This is a genomic window from Streptomyces sp. NPDC001848 (assembly GCF_042891915.1).
GTDB lineage: Bacteria > Actinomycetota > Actinomycetes > Streptomycetales > Streptomycetaceae > Streptomyces.
This window is the reverse complement of the sequence record NZ_JBIATP010000010.1, coordinates 102,626-121,174: the sequence shown is the minus strand read 5'-3', so window position 1 is coordinate 121,174 and position 18,549 is coordinate 102,626. Positions and strand designations below refer to the sequence as shown.

At 71.9% G+C, this 18,549-nt stretch carries 12 protein-coding genes; 9 read left to right on the top strand and 3 right to left on the bottom strand.

Annotation, left to right across the window (positions count from 1 at the left end; genetic code table 11):
- The first annotated feature begins 64 nt into the window (after positions 1-64).
- The 6 genes from ACFYZJ_RS21605 (at position 65) to ACFYZJ_RS21580 (ending at position 7,292) form a co-directional block, all read left to right on the top strand.
- Positions 65-1,621 (top strand): gamma-aminobutyraldehyde dehydrogenase, encoded by a 1,557-nt coding sequence (locus ACFYZJ_RS21605; protein WP_388570475.1) that lies wholly within the window; start codon positions 65-67, stop codon positions 1,619-1,621.
- Positions 1,622-1,692: 71 nt separating this feature from the next.
- Positions 1,693-2,940 (top strand): PotD/PotF family extracellular solute-binding protein, encoded by a 1,248-nt coding sequence (locus ACFYZJ_RS21600; RefSeq protein WP_388570473.1) that lies wholly within the window; start codon positions 1,693-1,695, stop codon positions 2,938-2,940.
- 8 nt (positions 2,941-2,948) lie between these two features.
- The gene (locus tag ACFYZJ_RS21595) at positions 2,949-4,103 is read left to right on the top strand and encodes an ABC transporter ATP-binding protein (RefSeq protein ID WP_388570471.1); all 1,155 of its coding nucleotides are present in this window, start codon (positions 2,949-2,951) and stop codon (positions 4,101-4,103) included.
- A complete protein-coding gene (locus ACFYZJ_RS21590; protein WP_388570470.1) occupies positions 4,103-5,035 on the top strand; it encodes an ABC transporter permease in 933 nt (310 codons plus the stop codon). The genes ACFYZJ_RS21595 and ACFYZJ_RS21590 overlap by 1 nt, the downstream gene beginning before the upstream one ends.
- Before the next feature lie 2 nt (positions 5,036-5,037).
- The gene (locus ACFYZJ_RS21585) at positions 5,038-5,838 is read left to right on the top strand and encodes an ABC transporter permease (protein WP_388570468.1); all 801 of its coding nucleotides are present in this window, start codon (positions 5,038-5,040) and stop codon (positions 5,836-5,838) included.
- A gap of 35 nt (positions 5,839-5,873) precedes the next feature.
- Complete coding sequence (locus tag ACFYZJ_RS21580) at positions 5,874-7,292, top strand: NAD(P)/FAD-dependent oxidoreductase (RefSeq protein WP_388570466.1); 1,419 nt, start codon at positions 5,874-5,876, stop codon at positions 7,290-7,292.
- An 89-nt stretch (positions 7,293-7,381) separates the two neighbouring features.
- Here the strand turns inward: ACFYZJ_RS21580 and ACFYZJ_RS21575 are convergent, their stop codons facing one another.
- Positions 7,382-7,972 carry a phosphatase PAP2 family protein gene (locus tag ACFYZJ_RS21575; RefSeq protein ID WP_388570464.1) on the bottom strand — a complete coding sequence of 197 codons (591 nt, stop codon included), beginning with the start codon at positions 7,970-7,972 and terminating at the stop codon, positions 7,382-7,384.
- Positions 7,973-8,409: 437 nt separating this feature from the next.
- The gene (gene gabT / locus ACFYZJ_RS21570) at positions 8,410-9,744 is read right to left on the bottom strand and encodes a 4-aminobutyrate--2-oxoglutarate transaminase (RefSeq protein WP_388570463.1); all 1,335 of its coding nucleotides are present in this window, start codon (positions 9,742-9,744) and stop codon (positions 8,410-8,412) included.
- Between the two features lie 330 nt (positions 9,745-10,074).
- Between gabT and ACFYZJ_RS21565 the strand changes: the two genes are divergently transcribed.
- The 3 genes from ACFYZJ_RS21565 to ACFYZJ_RS21555 all read left to right on the top strand — a co-directional run bounded on the left by ACFYZJ_RS21565 (position 10,075) and on the right by ACFYZJ_RS21555 (position 15,584).
- Positions 10,075-12,192, top strand: coding sequence for an ATP-binding protein (locus tag ACFYZJ_RS21565; RefSeq protein ID WP_388570461.1), 2,118 nt, complete (start codon positions 10,075-10,077; stop codon positions 12,190-12,192).
- A gap of 133 nt (positions 12,193-12,325) precedes the next feature.
- Positions 12,326-13,996, top strand: a complete 1,671-nt coding sequence (locus ACFYZJ_RS21560; protein ID WP_388570459.1) for a PucR family transcriptional regulator — start codon at positions 12,326-12,328, stop codon at positions 13,994-13,996.
- 142 nt (positions 13,997-14,138) lie between these two features.
- Positions 14,139-15,584 (top strand): aldehyde dehydrogenase family protein, encoded by a 1,446-nt coding sequence (locus ACFYZJ_RS21555; protein ID WP_388570458.1) that lies wholly within the window; start codon positions 14,139-14,141, stop codon positions 15,582-15,584.
- A gap of 76 nt (positions 15,585-15,660) precedes the next feature.
- Here ACFYZJ_RS21555 and ACFYZJ_RS21550 read toward each other — a convergent pair whose 3' ends face one another.
- Complete coding sequence (locus ACFYZJ_RS21550; RefSeq protein ID WP_388570457.1) at positions 15,661-18,492, bottom strand: glycoside hydrolase family 3 C-terminal domain-containing protein; 2,832 nt, start codon at positions 18,490-18,492, stop codon at positions 15,661-15,663.
- Between the last annotated feature and the right edge of the window lie 57 nt (positions 18,493-18,549).

Here is an 18,549-nt window from a genome sequence, read left to right as displayed (position 1 = left end):
ATATCGAGCCGAAGCTACGCCAGCCCCCGCAGCGCACAGCGGGCCGGCGGCGGAGGAGAGCGACATGGACAAACCGGGCAACGCCGGTGACGGTGCCACCCGCCCGACCACGCGGGGCGACCTACAGGAACGTTTCGCGGACGGTGCGCAGTACATCGCGGGCCGACCGGCCACGGGCACCTCGGGCCGTACGCACTCGGTGATCGACCCGTCGACCGGCACCGAGGTGTACACCTACGAACTGGCCGGCACCGACGACGTCGACCGCGCCGTGGCCGCCGCCCGCGCGGCCTTCCCCGAGTGGTCCACGGCGACCCCGGGCGAACGCTCCGACGCGCTGCACCGCTTCGCCGCCGTCCTCGCCGACCACGCCGAGGACTTCGCCCGCGCCGAGTCGCTCCAGTGCGGCAAACCGCTCAAGCTCACGCGGGAGTTCGACGTGCCGGGCACGATCGACAACACCGCCTTCTTCGCCGGTGCCGCCCGCCACCTCCAGGGGCAGTCCGCCGGCGAGTACTCCGGCGACCACACCTCCTACGTCCGCCGCGAACCCATCGGCGTCATCGGCTCCGTCGCACCCTGGAACTACCCCCTGCAGATGGCCGCCTGGAAGATCCTCCCGGCGATCGCCGCGGGCAACACGATCGTCCTGAAACCGGCCGAACTCACGCCGCTGACCTCGCTGTTGTTCGCCCGGGCCGCCACGTATGCGGGCATCCCGGACGGTGTCGTCAACATCGTCACCGGCACCGGCAAGGAGGCCGGTGAGCATCTCGTCGGCCACCCCGATGTGGCCATGACCTCCTTCACCGGTTCCACCGCGGTCGGCAGGCGCGTCGCCGAGATCGCCACCGCGACCGTCAAGCGCCTCCACCTGGAACTCGGCGGCAAGGCACCCTTCGTCGTCTTCGACGACGCGGACCTTGAGGCCGCCGTGCACGGCGCGGTCGCGGGCGCCCTCATCAACACCGGCCAGGACTGCACGGCCGCCACGCGCGCGTACGTGCAACGGCCGCTGTACGAGGAGTTCGTCGCGCGGACCGCGGCCCTCATGGAGACCGTCCGGCTCGGCGACCCGTTCGCCCCCGGCACCGACCTGGGCCCGCTGATCTCGCACGCCCAGCGCGACCGCGTGGCCGGCTTCGTCGACCGGGCGCGTGCCTACGCGCGCGTGGTGACCGGCGGACGGGCCCCCGAGGGCGACGACCTCCAGGACGGCGCGTACTACCGGCCCACCCTCATCGCCGACGCACCCCAGGACAGCGAGATCGTCCAGTCCGAGATCTTCGGGCCCGTGCTCGTCGTCCTGCCCTTCGACAGCGACGACGACGGCATCCGGCTCGCCAACGACACCCCCTACGGCCTCGCCGCATCCGCCTGGACGCGGGACGTCTACCGGGCGAACCGTGCGACCAGGGAGATCAGGGCGGGCTGCGTCTGGGTCAACGACCACATCCCGATCATCAGCGAGATGCCCCACGGCGGCTTTGCGGCCTCCGGCTTCGGCAAGGACATGTCCGCTTACTCGTTCGAGGAATACACCCAGATCAAGCACGTCATGTTCGACAACACGGCGGTGGCCCGCAAGGACTGGCACCGCACGATCTTCGGGGACCGATAGCAGCCGGGCCGCCCGACCCGCGGCCACCCACCCTCCCGAAAGGGCACCACCTCCGAAAGGGCACCACGCGCATGGAGCAGTACGAGCCCGACCGCCCCTCGCCGGTCGTAGCCGCCGCCATCCGGCGGAGCCTCCGCAACGGCCGGGCGGCGATGACCCGCCGGTCGCTGCTGCGCGCCTCCGCGGGCGGCGCGCTCACGGCCGGCGCACTCGGGGCGCTGAGCGCCTGCGGCATCCCCGCGGCAACCAGGACACCAGGTGGCGCGTCCGCCGACGACCACTCGGCCAAGGAGAAGGTCGTCAACTTCTCGAACTGGCCCGAGTACATCGACGTGGACGACAAGACCAAACGGCACCCCACGCTCGACGCGTTCGCCAAGCAGAGCGGCATCCAGGTCAAGTACACCGAGGACATCAACGACAACGACGAGTTCTTCGGCAAGATCCAGCCGCAGCTCGCCGCCGGCCAGGACACCGGCCGCGACCTGATCGTGCTCACCGACTGGCTGGCCGCCCGGATGATCCGGCTCGGATACGTCCAGAAACTGGACCCGTCCAACCTTCCCCACGCCTTCGCCAACCTGTCGGACCAGTTCCGGGCGCCGGACTGGGATCCGGGACGGGCGTACTCGTACCCCTGGCAGGGCGTTTCGACCGTCGTTGCCTACAACAAGAAGGCGCTGGACGGCATCGAGGTGAAGTCGGTCTCCGACCTGCTGGACAACCCCAAGCTCAAGGGCCGCGTCGGCTTCCTGACCGAGATGCGCGACAGCATCGGCATGACCATGCTCGACATGGGCAAGGACCCGGCGAAGTTCACCGACGACGACTTCGACGCGGTGATCGCCCGCCTGCAGAAGGCCGTCGACCAGGGCCAGATACGCCGCTTCACCGGCAACGACTACACCTCGGACCTCACCAAGGGCGACTTCGCCGCGTGCGTGGCCTGGGGCGGCGACATCGTCCAGCTCCAGGCGGACAACCCGGACGTCGGCTATGTCATCCCGGACGCCGGCTACATGACCTCGTCCGACAACATGCTGGTCCCCAACAAGGCGCGCCACAAGACGAACGCCGAGCGGCTCATCGACTTCTTCTACGAGCCCGAGCCGGCCGCCGAACTCGCCGCCTACATCAACTACGTGAGTCCGGTCGCGGGAGTGCAGCCCTACCTTGCGAAGATCGACAAGGGGGCGGCCAGCAATCCGCTGATCGTTCCCGACAAGGCCATGCAGGCGAAGTCCCATGCCTTCCGCTCGCTGACACCGAAGGAAGAGACGGCCTACCAGCAGAAGTTCTCCAAGCTGACAGGGGCGTGACGACGACGATGACGACACCAGACAACAGCGGCGACGTCCGCCTCTCCGGGATATCCAAGACCTACGGCTCCTTCACCGCCGTACACCCGCTCGACCTGACCGTGCCGCAGGGCTCCTTCTTCGCGCTGCTCGGCGCCTCCGGCTGCGGCAAGACCACCACCCTGCGCATGATCGCGGGCCTGGAGGAGCCCACCAGCGGCACCGTGCACCTCGGCGACCAGGACGTCACGCACCTGCCGCCGTACAAGCGCCCGGTGAACACGGTCTTCCAGTCCTACGCCCTCTTCCCGCACCTGGACATCTTCGAGAACGTCGCCTTCGGCCTGCGCCGGCGCGGCGTCAAGTCGGTGAAGAAACAGGTCGAGGACATGCTGGAGCTGGTGCAGCTCGGCGAGCAGGCGCGCAAGAAGCCGCACCAGCTCTCCGGCGGGCAGCAGCAGCGCGTCGCCGTGGCCCGGGCGTTGATCAACCACCCCAAGGTGCTCCTCCTGGACGAGCCGCTCGGCGCCCTCGACCTCAAGCTGCGCCGCCAGATGCAGTTGGAGCTCAAGCGGATCCAGACCGAGGTGGGCATCACCTTCATCCATGTCACGCACGACCAGGAGGAGGCCATGACGATGGCCGACACGGTCGCCGTGATGAACGCGGGCCGGGTCGAGCAACTCGGTTCGCCCACCGACCTGTACGAGAACCCGCGCACGACGTTCGTCGCCAACTTCCTCGGCACCTCCAACCTGATCGAGGCCGAGGTCGACTCCAAGAACGGCGAGGAGATCGTCCTGAAGGCGGGCGGCGGCACGTTGACCCTGCCCGAGGGGCGCTGTTCCGCGCCGACGACAAGCGGCGGAAAGGTGCTGGTGGGCGTCCGCCCCGAGAAGGTCGCCCTCACCCACGCCGACGACGCGGGCGAGGTCCCCGAGGGCCGCAACCGCATCACCGGCACGATCGCCGACGCCAGTTTCATCGGCGTCTCCACCCAGTACGTCGTCGACAGCCCGGTCTGCCCCGAGTTCGCGGTCTACGCCCAGAACATCGACCGCGACCCCCGCCTGGTGCCCGGCACGCAGGTCGTCCTGCACTGGAGCCCGGCCCACACCTTCGGCCTGGACGCGGCTCAGGACATCGACGCCGGGGTGGAGACGGTCGAGGAAGAGGCGGCCTGATGACGACGCTCACCGAGGCGCCCCCGCCCCTCGCGCCCACCGCCCCCGAGAGCGGGAAGCCCCCGCGCAGACGGGGCCGCCTCACTCCGTACTGGCTGCTGCTGCCCGGCATCCTGTGGCTGCTGGTCTTCTTCGCGCTGCCGATGGTCTACCAGGCGTCCACGTCGGTGCAGACGGGCTCCCTGGAGCAGGGCTACAAGGTCACCTGGCACTTCGCCACCTACTGGGACGCGCTGTCCACGTACTGGCCGCAGTTCGTGCGGTCGGTCCTGTACGCGGCCGCCGCGACGCTGCTGTGTCTGCTCCTCGGCTACCCGCTGGCGTACCTCATCGCCTTCCGGGCGGGCCGCTGGCGGAACCTGGTCATGATCCTGGTGATCGCGCCGTTCTTCACCAGCTTCCTGATCCGCACCCTCGCCTGGAAGACGATCCTGGCGGACGGCGGCCCGGTCGTCGGGGCCCTGAACACGCTGCACGTCCTGGACGTCACCAACTGGCTCGGCTGGACCTCGGGCGACCGCGTGCTGGCCACCCCGCTCGCGGTGGTGTGCGGACTGACGTACAACTTCCTGCCGTTCATGATCCTGCCGCTCTACACCTCGCTGGAGCGCATCGACCCGCGCCTGCACGAGGCGGCCGGCGATCTGTACGCCAAGCCCTTCACCACCTTCCACAAGGTCACCTTCCCGCTGTCGATGCCGGGCGTGGTCTCCGGCACGCTGCTGACCTTCATCCCGGCCGCCGGCGACTACGTCAACGCGGACCTGCTCGGCTCCACCGACACCCGCATGGTCGGCAACGTCATCCAGACACAGTTCCTGACCGTCCTGGACTACCCGAAGGCCGCCGCCCTCTCGTTCATCCTGATGGCAGCGATCCTCGTCATGGTCACGGTCTACATCCGCAGGTCCGGCACGGAGGATCTCGTTTAAAAATGACCTTCGTCAACTGGCTCAAACGCCATCTCGTCGTCATCGCCGGACTGCTGACGCTCGGATATCTCCTGCTGCCGAACGTCGTCGTCACGGTGTTCTCCTTCAACAAGCCGACGGGCCGCTTCAACTACCAGTGGCAGCAGTTCTCCACGAACGCCTGGAAGGACCCGTGCGGCGTCGCCGGGATGTGTGGCTCGCTCGCGGTCAGCCTCCAGATCGCCGTGTGGGCGACCATCGGCGCCACGGTCCTCGGCACGATGATCGCCTTCGCGCTGGTCCGCCACCGCTTCCGCGCGCGCGGCGCCGTGAACTCGCTGATCTTCCTGCCGATGGCGATGCCCGAGGTCGTCATGGCGGCCTCGCTGCTCACCCTGTTCCTCAACATGGGCGCCCAACTGGGCTTCTGGACCATCCTGATCGCGCACATCATGTTCTGCCTCAGCTTCGTCGTCACCGCGGTCAAGGCGCGCGTGATGTCGATGGACCCGAGGCTGGAACAGGCGGCGCAGGACCTCTACGCGGGCCCGGTGCAGACGTTCCTGAGGGTCACGCTGCCCATCGCGGCGCCCGGAATCGCCGCGGGTGCGCTGCTCGCCTTCGCGCTCTCCTTCGACGATTTCATCATCACCAATTTCAACGCGGGCTCCACCGTCACCTTCCCCATGTTCGTGTGGGGCTCGGCGCAGCGCGGAACGCCCGTCCAGATCAATGTGATCGGCACGGCGATGTTCATCGTCGCCGTCCTGTTCGTGCTGGCGTCCATGGCCGCCGGCAACCGCAGAAAGCGCCGGAAGGCGTAATCCCTGTTCCTGGAATTCCGTGGGGAGTTGACATCATGGCCCCGAGCGCCATGACCCGTTGGACGACATCTCTCTCCGAAGCCCGGCCGGTCCCGTACTGGCTGGACGACCCCGGCCGTCCTCGCCCCGAGCCCGCGCTCACCGGCGCCGAGACCTGCGACCTGCTGGTGGTGGGCGGCGGCTACAGCGGACTGTGGACCGCGCTGATCGCCAAGGAGCGCGACCCCGGGCGGGACGTGGTGCTGGTGGAGGGCCGTGAGGTGGGCTGGGCCGCCTCCGGCCGCAACGGAGGCTTCTGTGCCGCCTCCCTCACCCACGGCTCGGCCAACGGCCTCGCCCGCTGGCCGGAGGAGATTCACAAGCTGCAGGAACTGGGCGCCCGCAACCTCGACGAGATCGAGAAGGCGGTCGCCCGCCACTCACTGGACTGCGACTTCGAGCGCACCGGCGAGATCGACGTCGCGACCGAGACGTACCAGGCGTGGGAACTGAAGGACTGGTACGAGGAGATGGAGCGTCGGGGCCTCGCCGACGGCGTCGAGTACCTGGACGCGGACGCGGTACGGGAACAGGTCGACTCGCCGACCTTCCTGGCGGGCCTGTACGACCGCCGGGGCGTGGCCATGGTGCATCCGGCGAAGCTCGCCTGGGGCCTCAAGCGCGCCTGCCTGCGGCTCGGTGTCCGCATCCACGAGCACACGCCCGCCCTGACCCTCAAGCCGTACGGCGCCGGCATGGCCGTCCGCACCCCGTACGGCGAGGTGCGCGCGCGGCGGGTCGCGCTCGGTACGAACGTCTTCCCGAACCTGGTGCGGCGCGTCCGCCCGTACACGGTCCCGGTCTACGACTACGCGCTGATGACCGAGCCGCTCACCGCCGACCAGCTGGCCTCGGTCGGCTGGAGGAACCGCCAGGGCCTCGGGGACTCGGCGAACCAGTTCCACTACTTCCGGCTCTCGGCCGACAACCGCATCCTGTGGGGCGGCTACGACGCGATCTACCCGTACGGCGGCCGGGTGCGCGCCGAGTACGAGGACCGCCCGGAGACGTACGCCAAGCTCGCCGGGCACTTCTTCACGTGCTTCCCGCAGCTGGAGGGCGTCCGCTTCACCCACGCGTGGGGCGGCGCGATCGACACCTGCTCGCGCTTCTCGGCGTTCTTCGGCACGGCCCACCAGGGGCGGGTGGCGTACGCGGCCGGCTACACGGGCCTCGGCGTCGGCGCGACCCGCTTCGGCGCCGAGGTCATGCTGGACCTGCTGGCGGGGGAGCGCACGGAGCGGACGGAACTTCGGATGGTCCGCAGGAAGCCGGTGCCGTTCCCGCCGGAGCCGTTCGCCTGGACGGGCATCGCGCTGACCAAGTGGTCGCTGGCGCGGGCGGACGCGCACGCCGGGCGGCGCAACCTGTGGCTGAGGACCATGGACCGACTGGGCCTGGGCTTCGACAGCTGAGGGCCCGACGCCGATCCCTGGGGTCCCTCGTGCCGGCCGGGGAGCGCCGATCCCTGGGGTCCCTCGTGCCGGCCGGGGAGCGCCGATCCCTACGGCCCCTCGTGTCGGCCGAGGAACACCGCGAGCCCGGTCAGCAGCACGGCGCCCAGACACCAACTGGCCACGACGTCCAGGAGCCAGTGATAGCCGTGGCGGACCAGACCGAAGGCCACGGCGAGGTTGAGGGCGAGGCAGGCGAGGAGTACTTCGCGGCGGGCGTAGGACGTGCGCAGCCAGGGCCGCAGGACGAGGGCCGCGGCACCGTAGGCGATGGCGGCGGTGGCCGTGTGGCCGGAGGGAAAGTAACCGGTGGCCGGGCCCATCAGGGGTGGGCCCGGCCGGGCGACGAGGTGCTTGACCGGGATGACGAACACGGGGACGAGGGCCATCAGGACGGTCGCGGCGACGGACGGCAGCCACCACCGTCGCGTACCGGCACGCCGGGCCAGCCTGGCGGCGCACACCAGCACCACGGCGAGGATCGGCACGGCGACGGAGACGTTCCCCAGGTCGGCGAGAGCCCCGGACACCCGGTCGGGACGGACCAGGTGTCCGCTCAGCCGCAGGTCCGCCCGCGCGAGCGGGCCATGGGCGACGACCTGCCAGGTGAGGAGGAGGAAGAGGACGACGGCGGTGGCCACGACACAGGCGGGCCACCTGCGGTGGCGGGCGGCTTCTCGGGGCGATGACACACCACTCAGCTTCCCAGGTCGGCCGGTCTTCCCGTGACCGGGTGCCGCCGCTGAACGGGTGGGGCAGAACGCGGGACGGCCGCCCCGGAACAGGGGGGGTTGTTCCGGGGCGGCCGTGGTGATCGGGGTGCCGCCCGCCCCGGGGGGTTTGGGGCGTGCGGCCGTCCGATCACGAGGAGATCCGGAGCCGAAGGCTCCTTGTGTGCGCGAGGGCACGACCAGGTCGAAGCTGGGGAGGCCCCGGCCCAGTGCCGCCCACAGTCCCCTGTGGGCGGGTGTATCTCTCATCCGGTGAAGAACCTACGGCAGGAAAAACCGCGCCGACAGCCGGAAACGCGACCCGCCATCCACCTCGCACACCTTCTTCACACGCTCTGACGTTGAGGTCAGATGCGCGCGAACGCCTGCTCGATGATGTCCAGACCCTCGTTCAGCAGGTCCTGGCCGATCACCAGCGGCGGCAGGAAACGCAGCACGTTCCCGTAGGTGCCACAGGTCAGGACCAGCAGGCCCTCCTGGTGGCAGGCCTTGGCGAGCGCCGAGGTCGCCTCCGGGTTCGGCTCCTTCGTCGTACGGTCCTTCACCAGCTCGATCGCGATCATCGCGCCACGGCCTCGGACGTCGCCGATCACGTCGAACTTCTCGGCCATCGCCGTCAGGCGGGCCTTCATGGTCTCCTCGATCTCCTTCGCCCGCGCGTTGAGGTCGAGCTCCTTCATCGTCTCGATCGCGCCGAGCGCACCCGCGCAGGCGACCGGGTTGCCGCCGTAGGTGCCGCCCAGGCCGCCCGCGTGCGCGGCGTCCATGATCTCCGCGCGGCCGGTGACCGCGGCGAGCGGAAGGCCGCCCGCGATGCCCTTCGCCGTCGTGATCAGGTCCGGGACGATGCCCTCGTCCTCGCAGGCGAACCACTGGCCGGTGCGGCAGAAGCCCGACTGGATCTCGTCGGCGACGAAGACGATGCCGTTGTCCGTGGCGAACTTCCGCAGCGCGGGCAGGAAGCCCTTCGCCGGCTCGATGAAGCCGCCCTCGCCGAGCACCGGCTCGATGATGATCGCGGCCACGTTGTCCGCACCGACCTGCTTGGTGATCTGGTCGATGGCCTGCGCGGCGGCCTCGGGACCGCAGTTCTCCGGGCCGGTCGGCCAGCGGTAGGCGTAGGCCATCGGCATCCGGTAGACCTCGGGCGCGAACGGGCCGAAGCCGTGCTTGTACGGCATGTTCTTGGCCGTCAGCGCCATCGTGAGGTTGGTGCGGCCGTGGTAGCCGTGGTCGAAGACGACGACCGCCTGGCGCCTGGTGTACGCGCGGGCGATCTTGACGGCGTTCTCGACCGCCTCGGCGCCCGAGTTGAACAGCGCGGACTTCTTGGCGTGGTCACCCGGCGTGAGCTCGGCCAGCGCCTCGGCGACGGCCACGTAGCCCTCGTACGGCGTGACCATGAAACAGGTGTGCGTGAAGTCCTGGAGCTGTGCCGACGCCCGGCGTACGACGGCCTCGGCGGAGGCGCCCACGGACGTCACGGCGATACCGGAGCCGAAGTCGATCAGCCGGTTGCCGTCGACGTCCTCGATGATCCCGCCGCCCGCGCGCGTGGTGAACACCGGCAGCACGGAGCCCACGCCCTGGGCGACCGCGGCGGTGCGACGGGCCTGCAGCTCGAGCGACTTCGGGCCGGGGATGGCGGTGACGACGCGGCGCTCCTGCGGAAGTGCGGTCATGGGGGCTCCCTGATGATCTTGCGTTCGGGCGGGTCGACGGTCTTGTCGACGGGGGTGTCGTCGACGGTCTTGTCGACGAGTGTGTGTGACGAGGGTGTTTTTCGGACGCTTGCCTCTTTTCTCGCAGGCTAAGGCGGGCCGCGAAGGGTGGGCATGCTCCATGTGGGCGCCTTGCGGACGCCCGCTTGTCCGCCGTGGACATAGCGGTGGACACCACGGAAGGGGACGCGTCACCGGACACCCGGTCGCGTATGCGGTGAACTCCCCTTGCGGGGACGTTAGATTGACTCGCTGATGGTGGACGGAGCGGCTGGTCAGGGGGCAACGGCGATGGACAGCGACGGAACGCAGGACGCACGGATCACGCGGGCCGACCCCGTGCCGCGTCCGGCGGGGCCGCCCCCGGTGCCGCCCCGCCCGGCGCACGCCCCCGGGCCGCCGCCGCGGCCGGACGGCTCGGCGTTCCTGGCCTGGCTGCGGGCGCCCCGGCCACCCGCGCTGCCCGGCGTGTGGCGCTTCGGGCACCGGCCACGGCCCGCACAGGAACCCGAGCGGACCCCGACCCGGCAGCTGCTCAGCGGCGCGCTGATCGCGTTCCTGGTGGGCTGGCTGATCTGGTCGCTGCTGTGGAACGGCTACCTCGGCGGCTGGTGGGTGGTACCGCTGGACCTGTTCACCCCCGACTCCTGGCGGCACAGCAACGACCGCGTCGGCAACGCCGTCCTCTGGTACGGCTACTACACGGTCATCGCCCTCGCCATCATGCTCACCGTCGGCAAGCTCGGCCGCTGGGGCGAGGTCTGGCGCCGCTTCGGACCGCCCGCCTGGCGCGCCGCCGCCCCCATGGCCGAGAAGCCCCCGGCGCCCGAGGACGACCCCGCCCGGTTCAACCAGCTCCGCGCCGCAGGGGCGCACGAGGCCGCCGACCGGCTCGCCGCCGACGCGCACGCCGGGCTCATGCGCGACGTCGACCACGCCCGCATCACCCGCGCCTGGCAGGGTGTGCTCAGCGGCCGGCACGACCTCACCACGTTCACCAGCGCGGTGCTCAAGCACGGCGCCGCCGCCTGCCCACACCCCTCCGGGGAGCGCGACCTGCCCGCCCGGCTCGCCCGGCACGACCTGTTCACCGGCCAGGTCCGGCTCGGCACCGCCGTCGACGACCCCCGCAACCCCTACGCCTACCGCGGCAGCGGACTCGCCCTCGGCCCCGATCTGCTCGCCACCTCCCTGGTCGCCGTGGGACCCGCCGGGTCCGGCAAGACCAGCTCGCTGGTGTGGCCGCTCGCCGAGTCGCTGTGCCTGCACGCGCTCACCGGGCGGGCCGCCGTCGTCGTGGTCGGGGCGGCCGGCGCCGGGCTCGGACCGGCGGACGCCTACGACGTCGTCGTACGCGTCGGACACCCCGAGTCCGTGTACGACCTGGACCTGTACGGCGGCACCACCGACCCGGACGAGGCGGCGGCCGTGCTCGCCGAGGCGCTCGTCGGCGACCTCGCCGACCCGCACCCCGGCGGGGACAGCCGCCGCTCCACCACCGTCCTCGCCCAGCTCCTCGGGCCCTACCGGGCCGTCCACGGGCGCTTCCCGTCCGTACCGGAGCTGCGCGAGCTCCTCGACGGCGCGCCCGGGCCCCTCGCCGCCCTGCGGAAGGCCCTGCAGGACACCGGGCAGGACGCCCTGCTACGGGAACTGGACGCCCGGGAACGGCAGTCCCGGCACCCCGGCGACGTCGGCGGGGTCCTCGCCGACCGGGTCGCGCTGCTCGACCGGCCCGCCTTCGCCCCGTTCTTCGACACCTCCGGGCAGACCCGGCCGTTCTCCCTGCGCGCCCTCGACCACCCGGTGCGGGTCCGTATCGACCTGCCCGAGCGCGGTCACGCCGACGCCTCGCGGATCCTCGCGCGACTGGTGCTCGCCCAGTTCACCGCCAGTGTCGCCACCCGTGAGGACCGGTCCCTGTTCGCCTGCCTGCTCCTCGACGACGCGAGCGGGGTGGTGACGCCCGAGGCCGTCCGCGGCATCCAGCGGCTCAGGTCCTCGAACGCCGGTGTCGTCCTCACCCTGCGCACGCTCGACGACGTGCCCCGGCCGCTGCGCGGGCCCCTGCTCGGCGCCACCGGGTGCCGGATGGCGCTGTCCGGGCTCACCCCCTGGGACGGCCAGGACTTCGCCGAGGTGTGGGGCAAGGAGTGGACCGAGACGCGGGACGTCACCGACCGGCAGATCATCGCCGAGACCCCGGCGGGCAAGGCCCTGCACATGCTGCGCCGGGTGATCACCGGCCACGCGCCGACCGCGCGCGCGGTGACCGTCCGCCAGGTAGAGCGCGAGCGGTGGTCCGCGTCCGAACTGGCGCACGCGGTGCCGCCGGGGCACGCCGTGCTCTCCCTGACGAACGTGAAGGGCGAGCACGCCCCGCCACTTCTGGTCGATCTTCGGAACTGACGGGGATCCGGGCCCGCGGCGACCGTACGGTGAGGCAGAATCGGCATAGGTCGTTCATACGCGGCGGCCAAAGGATCACGACGATCACAAAGATCGCACAGATCACGACGATCACCCACGACCCGAAGGCCCCATGCCCCTCACCCTCGCCTCGCTCGTCCACCACTCCGCGCTCAAGCTGACCGTGCGCGCGGGCGAGGACCACCTGGACGTCCCCGTCCGCTGGGCGCACGTCAGCGAGCTCGCCGACCCCGTGCCCTACATGGAGGGCGGCGAGCTGCTGCTCATCACCGCGCTCAAGCTGGACGCGGAGGACCCGGAGGCCATGCGCCGCTATGTGAAGCGGCTGGTGGGCGCGGGCGTGGTCGGCCTCGGCTTCGCCGTGGGCGTCAACTACGACGAGGTCCCCAAGGCACTCGTGGACGCGGCCCGCGAGGAGGGGCTCCCGCTGCTGGAGGTGCCCCGCCGCACCCCCTTCCTCGCCATCAGCAAGGCCGTCTCCGCCGCGCTCGCCGCCGACCAGTACCGGGCCGTGACCGCGGGGTTCGCCGCACAGCGCGAGCTGACCAGGCAGGCGCTCAGCGACGGCCCGGAGGGACTGCTCGCCGCGCTCGCCGCCCAGGTCGACGGCTGGGCCGCGCTCTACGACGCGTCCGGCGCCGTCGTCGCCGCCGCGCCCGAGTGGGCCGGGCGCCGCGCCGCACGCCTCACCCCCGACGTGGAACGGCTGCGGGAGCGCCCCGCGCCGGCCAGCTCCGTGGTCGGCGGGCCGAACGGCGAGGACCGCATCGAGCTGCACTCCCTCGGCACCGGGCGCCGCCCGCGCGCCGCGCTCGCCGTGGGCACGGCCGCCCCGCTGGGCACCGCCGAGCGGTACGCCGTGCACTCCGCCATCGCCCTGCTGACCCTCACCACCGAACGCTCCCGGTCCCTGCACGCCGCCGAGCAGCGGATCGGCGCGGCCGTGCTGCGGATGCTGCTCGCCGGGCAGCCGGACCACGCCCGTGCCGTCGCCGGGGACCTGTACGGCGACCTCCTGGACGCGCCCTTCCGGGTGATCGTCGCCGAGTCGGCGTCCGCTTCGGCCGCCCGGGCGCACGCCGACGGGCACGCGCGCGTGGCGACCGCGCCGCAGACCGCAGCCGCGCTCGCGGCGGCCGACACGGACGGCGACCCCCTGGAGGGGCTCGCGGAGACGGTGGAGTCCGCCGCCGCCCGCTCCGGGGAGGCCGTGCTCGTCGTGCCCGAGGGTCAGGCCCGGCTCGTGATCCTCGCCGTCGACGGGGGCGCGGCCGTCGCCGCCTGCCAGGAGTACGCACCGGCGGTCCAGGCCGCCCGGGCCGCCGCCCGCGAGCAGTCGGCCGCCGACGAGGACGAACTGGTGGTCGGGATGTCGGCCCCCGCCGGGCCGATCGCCGCCGCTGCCGCCTACAAGCAGGCCGAACAGGCGCTCTCGGTGGCCCGGCGGCGCGGCCGGGCGCTGGTCGAGCACGAGGAGCTGGCGACCGGATCGGTGCTCCCGCTGCTCCAGGACGACGCCGTACGGGCCTTCGCGGACGGACTGCTGCGCGCCCTGCGCGAACACGACGCGACGGGCCGCGGCGACCTGGTCGCCTCCCTGCGGGCCTGGCTGTCCCGCCACGGCCAGTGGGACGCGGCGGCGGCCGACCTCGGCGTCCACCGCCACACGCTGCGCTACCGGATGCGCCGGGTCGAGGAGATCCTGGGCCGCTCCCTGGACGACCCGGACGTCCGGATGGAACTGTGGCTGGCGCTCAAGGCCACGGCACCGGCGGGGGAGTGACGACAGCCCCGCTGTACATGGCGTCCAAGCCCGGCCGGGCAGTGCGACTGCCCGGACAAACGACCCGTCGCCGCCCCGGCCCTACCGTGGACCACGCAACCCCAAGCACCAGCCAACCTCGGAAGGGCCGGGACTGAACGCTATGACTTCCACCCACGCCTTCTGGCTCGCCGGCCGCCAGGCCACCGGCGAGACCACCTTCGACGTCACCTCCCCGTGGGACGGCAGGCTCGTCGGCAAGGTCAGCGTCCCGACCGAGGCGCAGGTCGAGGAGGCCGTGGCCGCCGCGTACGCCGTGCGCGACGAGTTCGCCGCCACCCCGGCCCACGTCCGCGCCGCCGCCCTCGACCATGTCTCGAAGCGGCTCGCGGAGCGCAGCGAGGAGATAGCGCAGCTGATCTCCGCGGAGAACGGCAAGCCCATCAAGTGGGCGCGCGGCGAGGTCGGCCGTGCCGTCTCCGTGTTCCGGTTCGCGGCCGAGGAGGCCCGCCGCTTCAACGGCGGCGAGGCCCAGCGCCTCGACACCGACGCCGGCGGCCAGGGCCGCCTCGCGCTGACCCGCCGCTTCCCCAAGGGCGTCGTCCTCGGTATCGCGCCGTTCAACTTCCCGCTGAACCTGTGCGCCCACAAGGTCGCCCCGGCCATCGCCGCCGGCGCCCCGATCATCCTCAAGCCCGCCCCGGCCACCCCGCTGTCCGGCCTGGTCATCGGCGAGCTGCTGGCCGAGACCGAGCTGCCCGCCGGCTCGTGGTCCATCCTGCCGGTCCCCAACGACCGTATGCCCGCCCTCGTCCAGGACGAGCGGCTGCCGGTCATCTCCTTCACCGGCTCCGAGAAGGTCGGCTACGCGATCATGGACTCGGTGCCGCGCAAGCACTGCACCCTGGAGCTGGGCGGCAACGGCGCGGCCGTCGTGCTCGCCGACTACGCGAGCGACGAGGACCTGGACTGGGCCGCGAACCGCATCGCCACCTTCTCCAACTACCAGGGCGGCCAGTCCTGCATCTCCGTGCAGCGCGTCATCGCCGACGCCGCGGTGTACGACCGGCTGCTGCCGCGCGTCGTCGCCGCCGTCGAGGCCCAGGTCACCGGGGACCCCTCCGACGCCGCGACCGATGTCGGCCCGCTGGTCAGCGAGGACGCCGCGAAGCGCGTGGAGTCCTGGGTCGACGAGGCGGTGAACGCGGGCGCCACGCTGCTCACCGGTGGCAAGCGGGACGGCGCCTCCTACGCGCCGACCGTCCTCACCGACGTCCCCGCCGATGTGACCATCTCCTGCGAGGAGGTCTTCGGGCCCGTCCTGACCGTGCAGAAGGTGGACGGTGAGGCCGAGGCGTTCGCCGCCGTCAACGACTCCAAGTACGGCCTCCAGGCGGGCGTGTTCACCCACGACCTCCAGGTCGCCTTCCGCGCCCACCGCGCCCTGGAGGTCGGCGGCGTGGTCATCGGCGACGTGCCCTCCTACCGCGCCGACCAGATGCCGTACGGCGGTGCCAAGCTGTCCGGCGTCGGCCGCGAGGGCGTGAGGTTCGCCATGGAGGACTACACCTACGAGCGGGTGCTGGTGCTGACGGGCCTCGCCCTCTGACCCCACCTTCAGGCCGACGGCCGGAGCCCGCTGTGCGGGGGCTCCGGCCGTCGGTGCGTCGGCCTGCTCCGGACCCTCAAGCGGAGAAGCCGACGTGCGCGAGCCGCAGCGGGCCACGCAGTCCGACGCGGACGTCGTGCACACCGGAAGCGGTGAACGCGGCGTCCACGGTGGTGTAGTCGTAGGGGCCGGTGGACGCGGCGAGCGTCGGCACGGCCGTCGCATCGCCCCCGTCCAGCGACAGCTCGACGGTGCCCTCGCCGGCCACCCGCACCGCCACGCCCGTCACGCCGTCCGCGAAGTCGCACCGGCGGAAGAGCAGTTCACCCTCCCCGTCGTCGACGGGCGTCACGGCGTCCCCCGACACCTTCGTACGGTCGACGATCACCGTGCCCCGCTGCTCGTCGAAGTCGGCGGCCTCCAGGCCCCGTTCCCGCACCGGGCGCGGCCCGGCCGGCTCACCGGGCGGTGTGATCGTCGTCCGCAGCCGGATGTCCTCGCTCGACGCGCCCACCAGGATCTCGTACCGGCCCGGCTCCAGCCGCCACCGCCCGTGCGCCACGTCCCAGAACTCCAGGGCGCGCAACGGCACCTCGAAGGCCAGCTCCGCCGAGGCGCCGGGCGCCAGGTGCACCCGCCGGTGGGCGACCAGTTCCCGGCGCGGACGCGGGACCGACGGATCGACGGCCCGGGTGTACACCTGGGCGACCTCGTCGGCGGCCCGCGCGCCGGTGTTGGTCACGGTGAAGGAGACCGCCACCCGCCCGTCCTCCACCCGGGCGGCCAGGTCGCCGTACGCGAAGGAGGCGTACGACAGGCCGTGCCCGAACGGGAACAGCGGCGTGCCCTCGAAGTACAGATACGTCTGGCGACTGCCGATCACGTCGTAGTCGAGCAGATCGGGCAGGGCCGCGTCGTCCGCGTACCAGGTCTGCGGCAGACGGCCCGCGGGGGAGACGTCACCGGACAGCACCCGGGCCAGCGCGGTGCCCGCGGCCTGGCCGCCGTGCGCGGTCCACAGCACGGCCGGGAGGTCCGCCGGGTCGACCGCGTACGGGTACGCGGAGACCAGCACCAGCGCCGTGCGCGGGTTCGCGGCACGGGCCGCGCGCAGCAGGCGCTCCTGGTGACCGGGCAGGCGCAGCGTCGTACGGTCCTCGGTCTCCCGGCCGTTCAGGTGCGGGTCGTTGCCCGCGAACACGAGCACCACGTCCGCGCCCGCCGCCGCCCGGGTGACCGCGTCCTCGCCGCGCTCGACGACCTCCAGTTCGAAGACTTCCCGATGGTCCTCGGCAACCTTCACGCCGTCGGCGGCGACCGACACGTACCCGCCCGTCCCGAGGTGCTTCAGGAGGTGACCGCTGCCATGGGGTTCCAGGCGGAACGTCTCCTGGACGACCCAGCCGCCGGGCTGGTCCGCGGACGCGCGGACATACCCGTCGTCGGCGACCGAGAGGTACCGCCCGTCGGGGGCGCGGAAGGTCAGCAGACCCTCGCCCCAGTCGATCAGCGCGAGTTCGCTGCCCTGCGCGTCGGCGGTGAGCGGCGGCAGGTCCGTGCGGCCCTGCAACAGCGCCGGGTCCAGAGCCCCCTCCGCGCCGCGCACCTCGTCGTCGGCGTCGGCCACGGGCACCCGCAGATACGCACCGGCGGAGGTCTTCAGCCGTACCCGGTCCACGCCCTCCGCGAAGTCCACCCGATCGGCGCCGAAGCGCTCGTACAGGCCCTCCAGGGGTGTGGACCGGTGGATCAGGGTGCCGCTGTACCAGTCGAGCTTGCACTCGTCGGCGAGCAGCCCGACCGCCGCGACGCGCACGCCGTCGGCGAGGGGCAGCAGGCCGTCGTTCTGCAGCAGCACGACCGCCTGCTCCGCGGCCTCCTGGGCGAGCGCCCGATGGGCCGGCGTGTCGAAGTCCCGGGTCCCCGCGTGCGGGTCGAGGCGCGGGTCGAACTCGCCCAGCCGGAACCGCACCGAGAGCTGCCGGCGCACCGCCTGGTCGATGTCCTCCTCGTTCAACAGCCCCTTCACCAGCGCGCCCTTGATCCGCGCGACGATCGTCGAGCTGTCCGTGCCGTGGTCGGTGAAGCTGTCGACGCCGGCCCGGATCGCCGCGGCCGTCGCCTCCTCGTGGGTGTCGAAGTAGTGCTCGGAGTCGACCAGGTTGGAGGGCGCCCCCGCGTCGGAGCAGACCATCAGCTCCTGGTCGCTCCAGCGGCGCAGGTGCTCGCGCAGATACGGCGAGACATGGTTGGGGCGGCCGTTGACCAGGTTGTACGCGGGCATCACCCCCGCCACCGAGCCCGCCTGGACCGCCTCGTGGAACGCCCGCAGGTCGTACTCGTGCAGCACCCGTGGACGGACCGAGGAGGAGGTGGTGTCACGGTTCGTCTCGTTGTTGTGGGCGAGCCAGTGCTTGAGGACCGGGGCGGTGCGCCAGTACGTCGGATGGTCGCCGCGCAGGCCCCGCGTGTACGCCGTCGCGATCGCCGAGGTCAGCGCGGGGTCCTCCGAGTAGCCCTCCTCGTTGCGGCCCCACAGCGGGTGGCGCAGCAGGTTGACCGTGGGCGACCAGACGTTGAGGCCGACGCGCTCGTCACGGGCGAGCATCGCACGGACCTCCTTGGACACCGCCTCGCCGACCCGGCGCACCAGGTCCTCGTTCCAGGTCGCGCCGAGCCCGACCGCCTGCGGGAACACCGTCGCCGGGCCCATCCACGCCACTCCGTGCAGCGCCTCCTGGCCGGTGCGGAACGCGGCGATGCCGAGGCGCTCGACGGCGGGCACGAACTGGTGCAGGAACGCGATCTTCTCGTCGAGCGTCAGCCGCTCCACCAAGTCCTCGATGCGCTTCGCGAACGGCAGCTGCGTATCCCGGAAAGGGAGCGCCGGCGGGGTCTGTGCAGTCACGTGGTGCTCCTTCGGAAATCGAGCGGCGGGACGCTTTCGAAGCGCTTCGATGCTCAT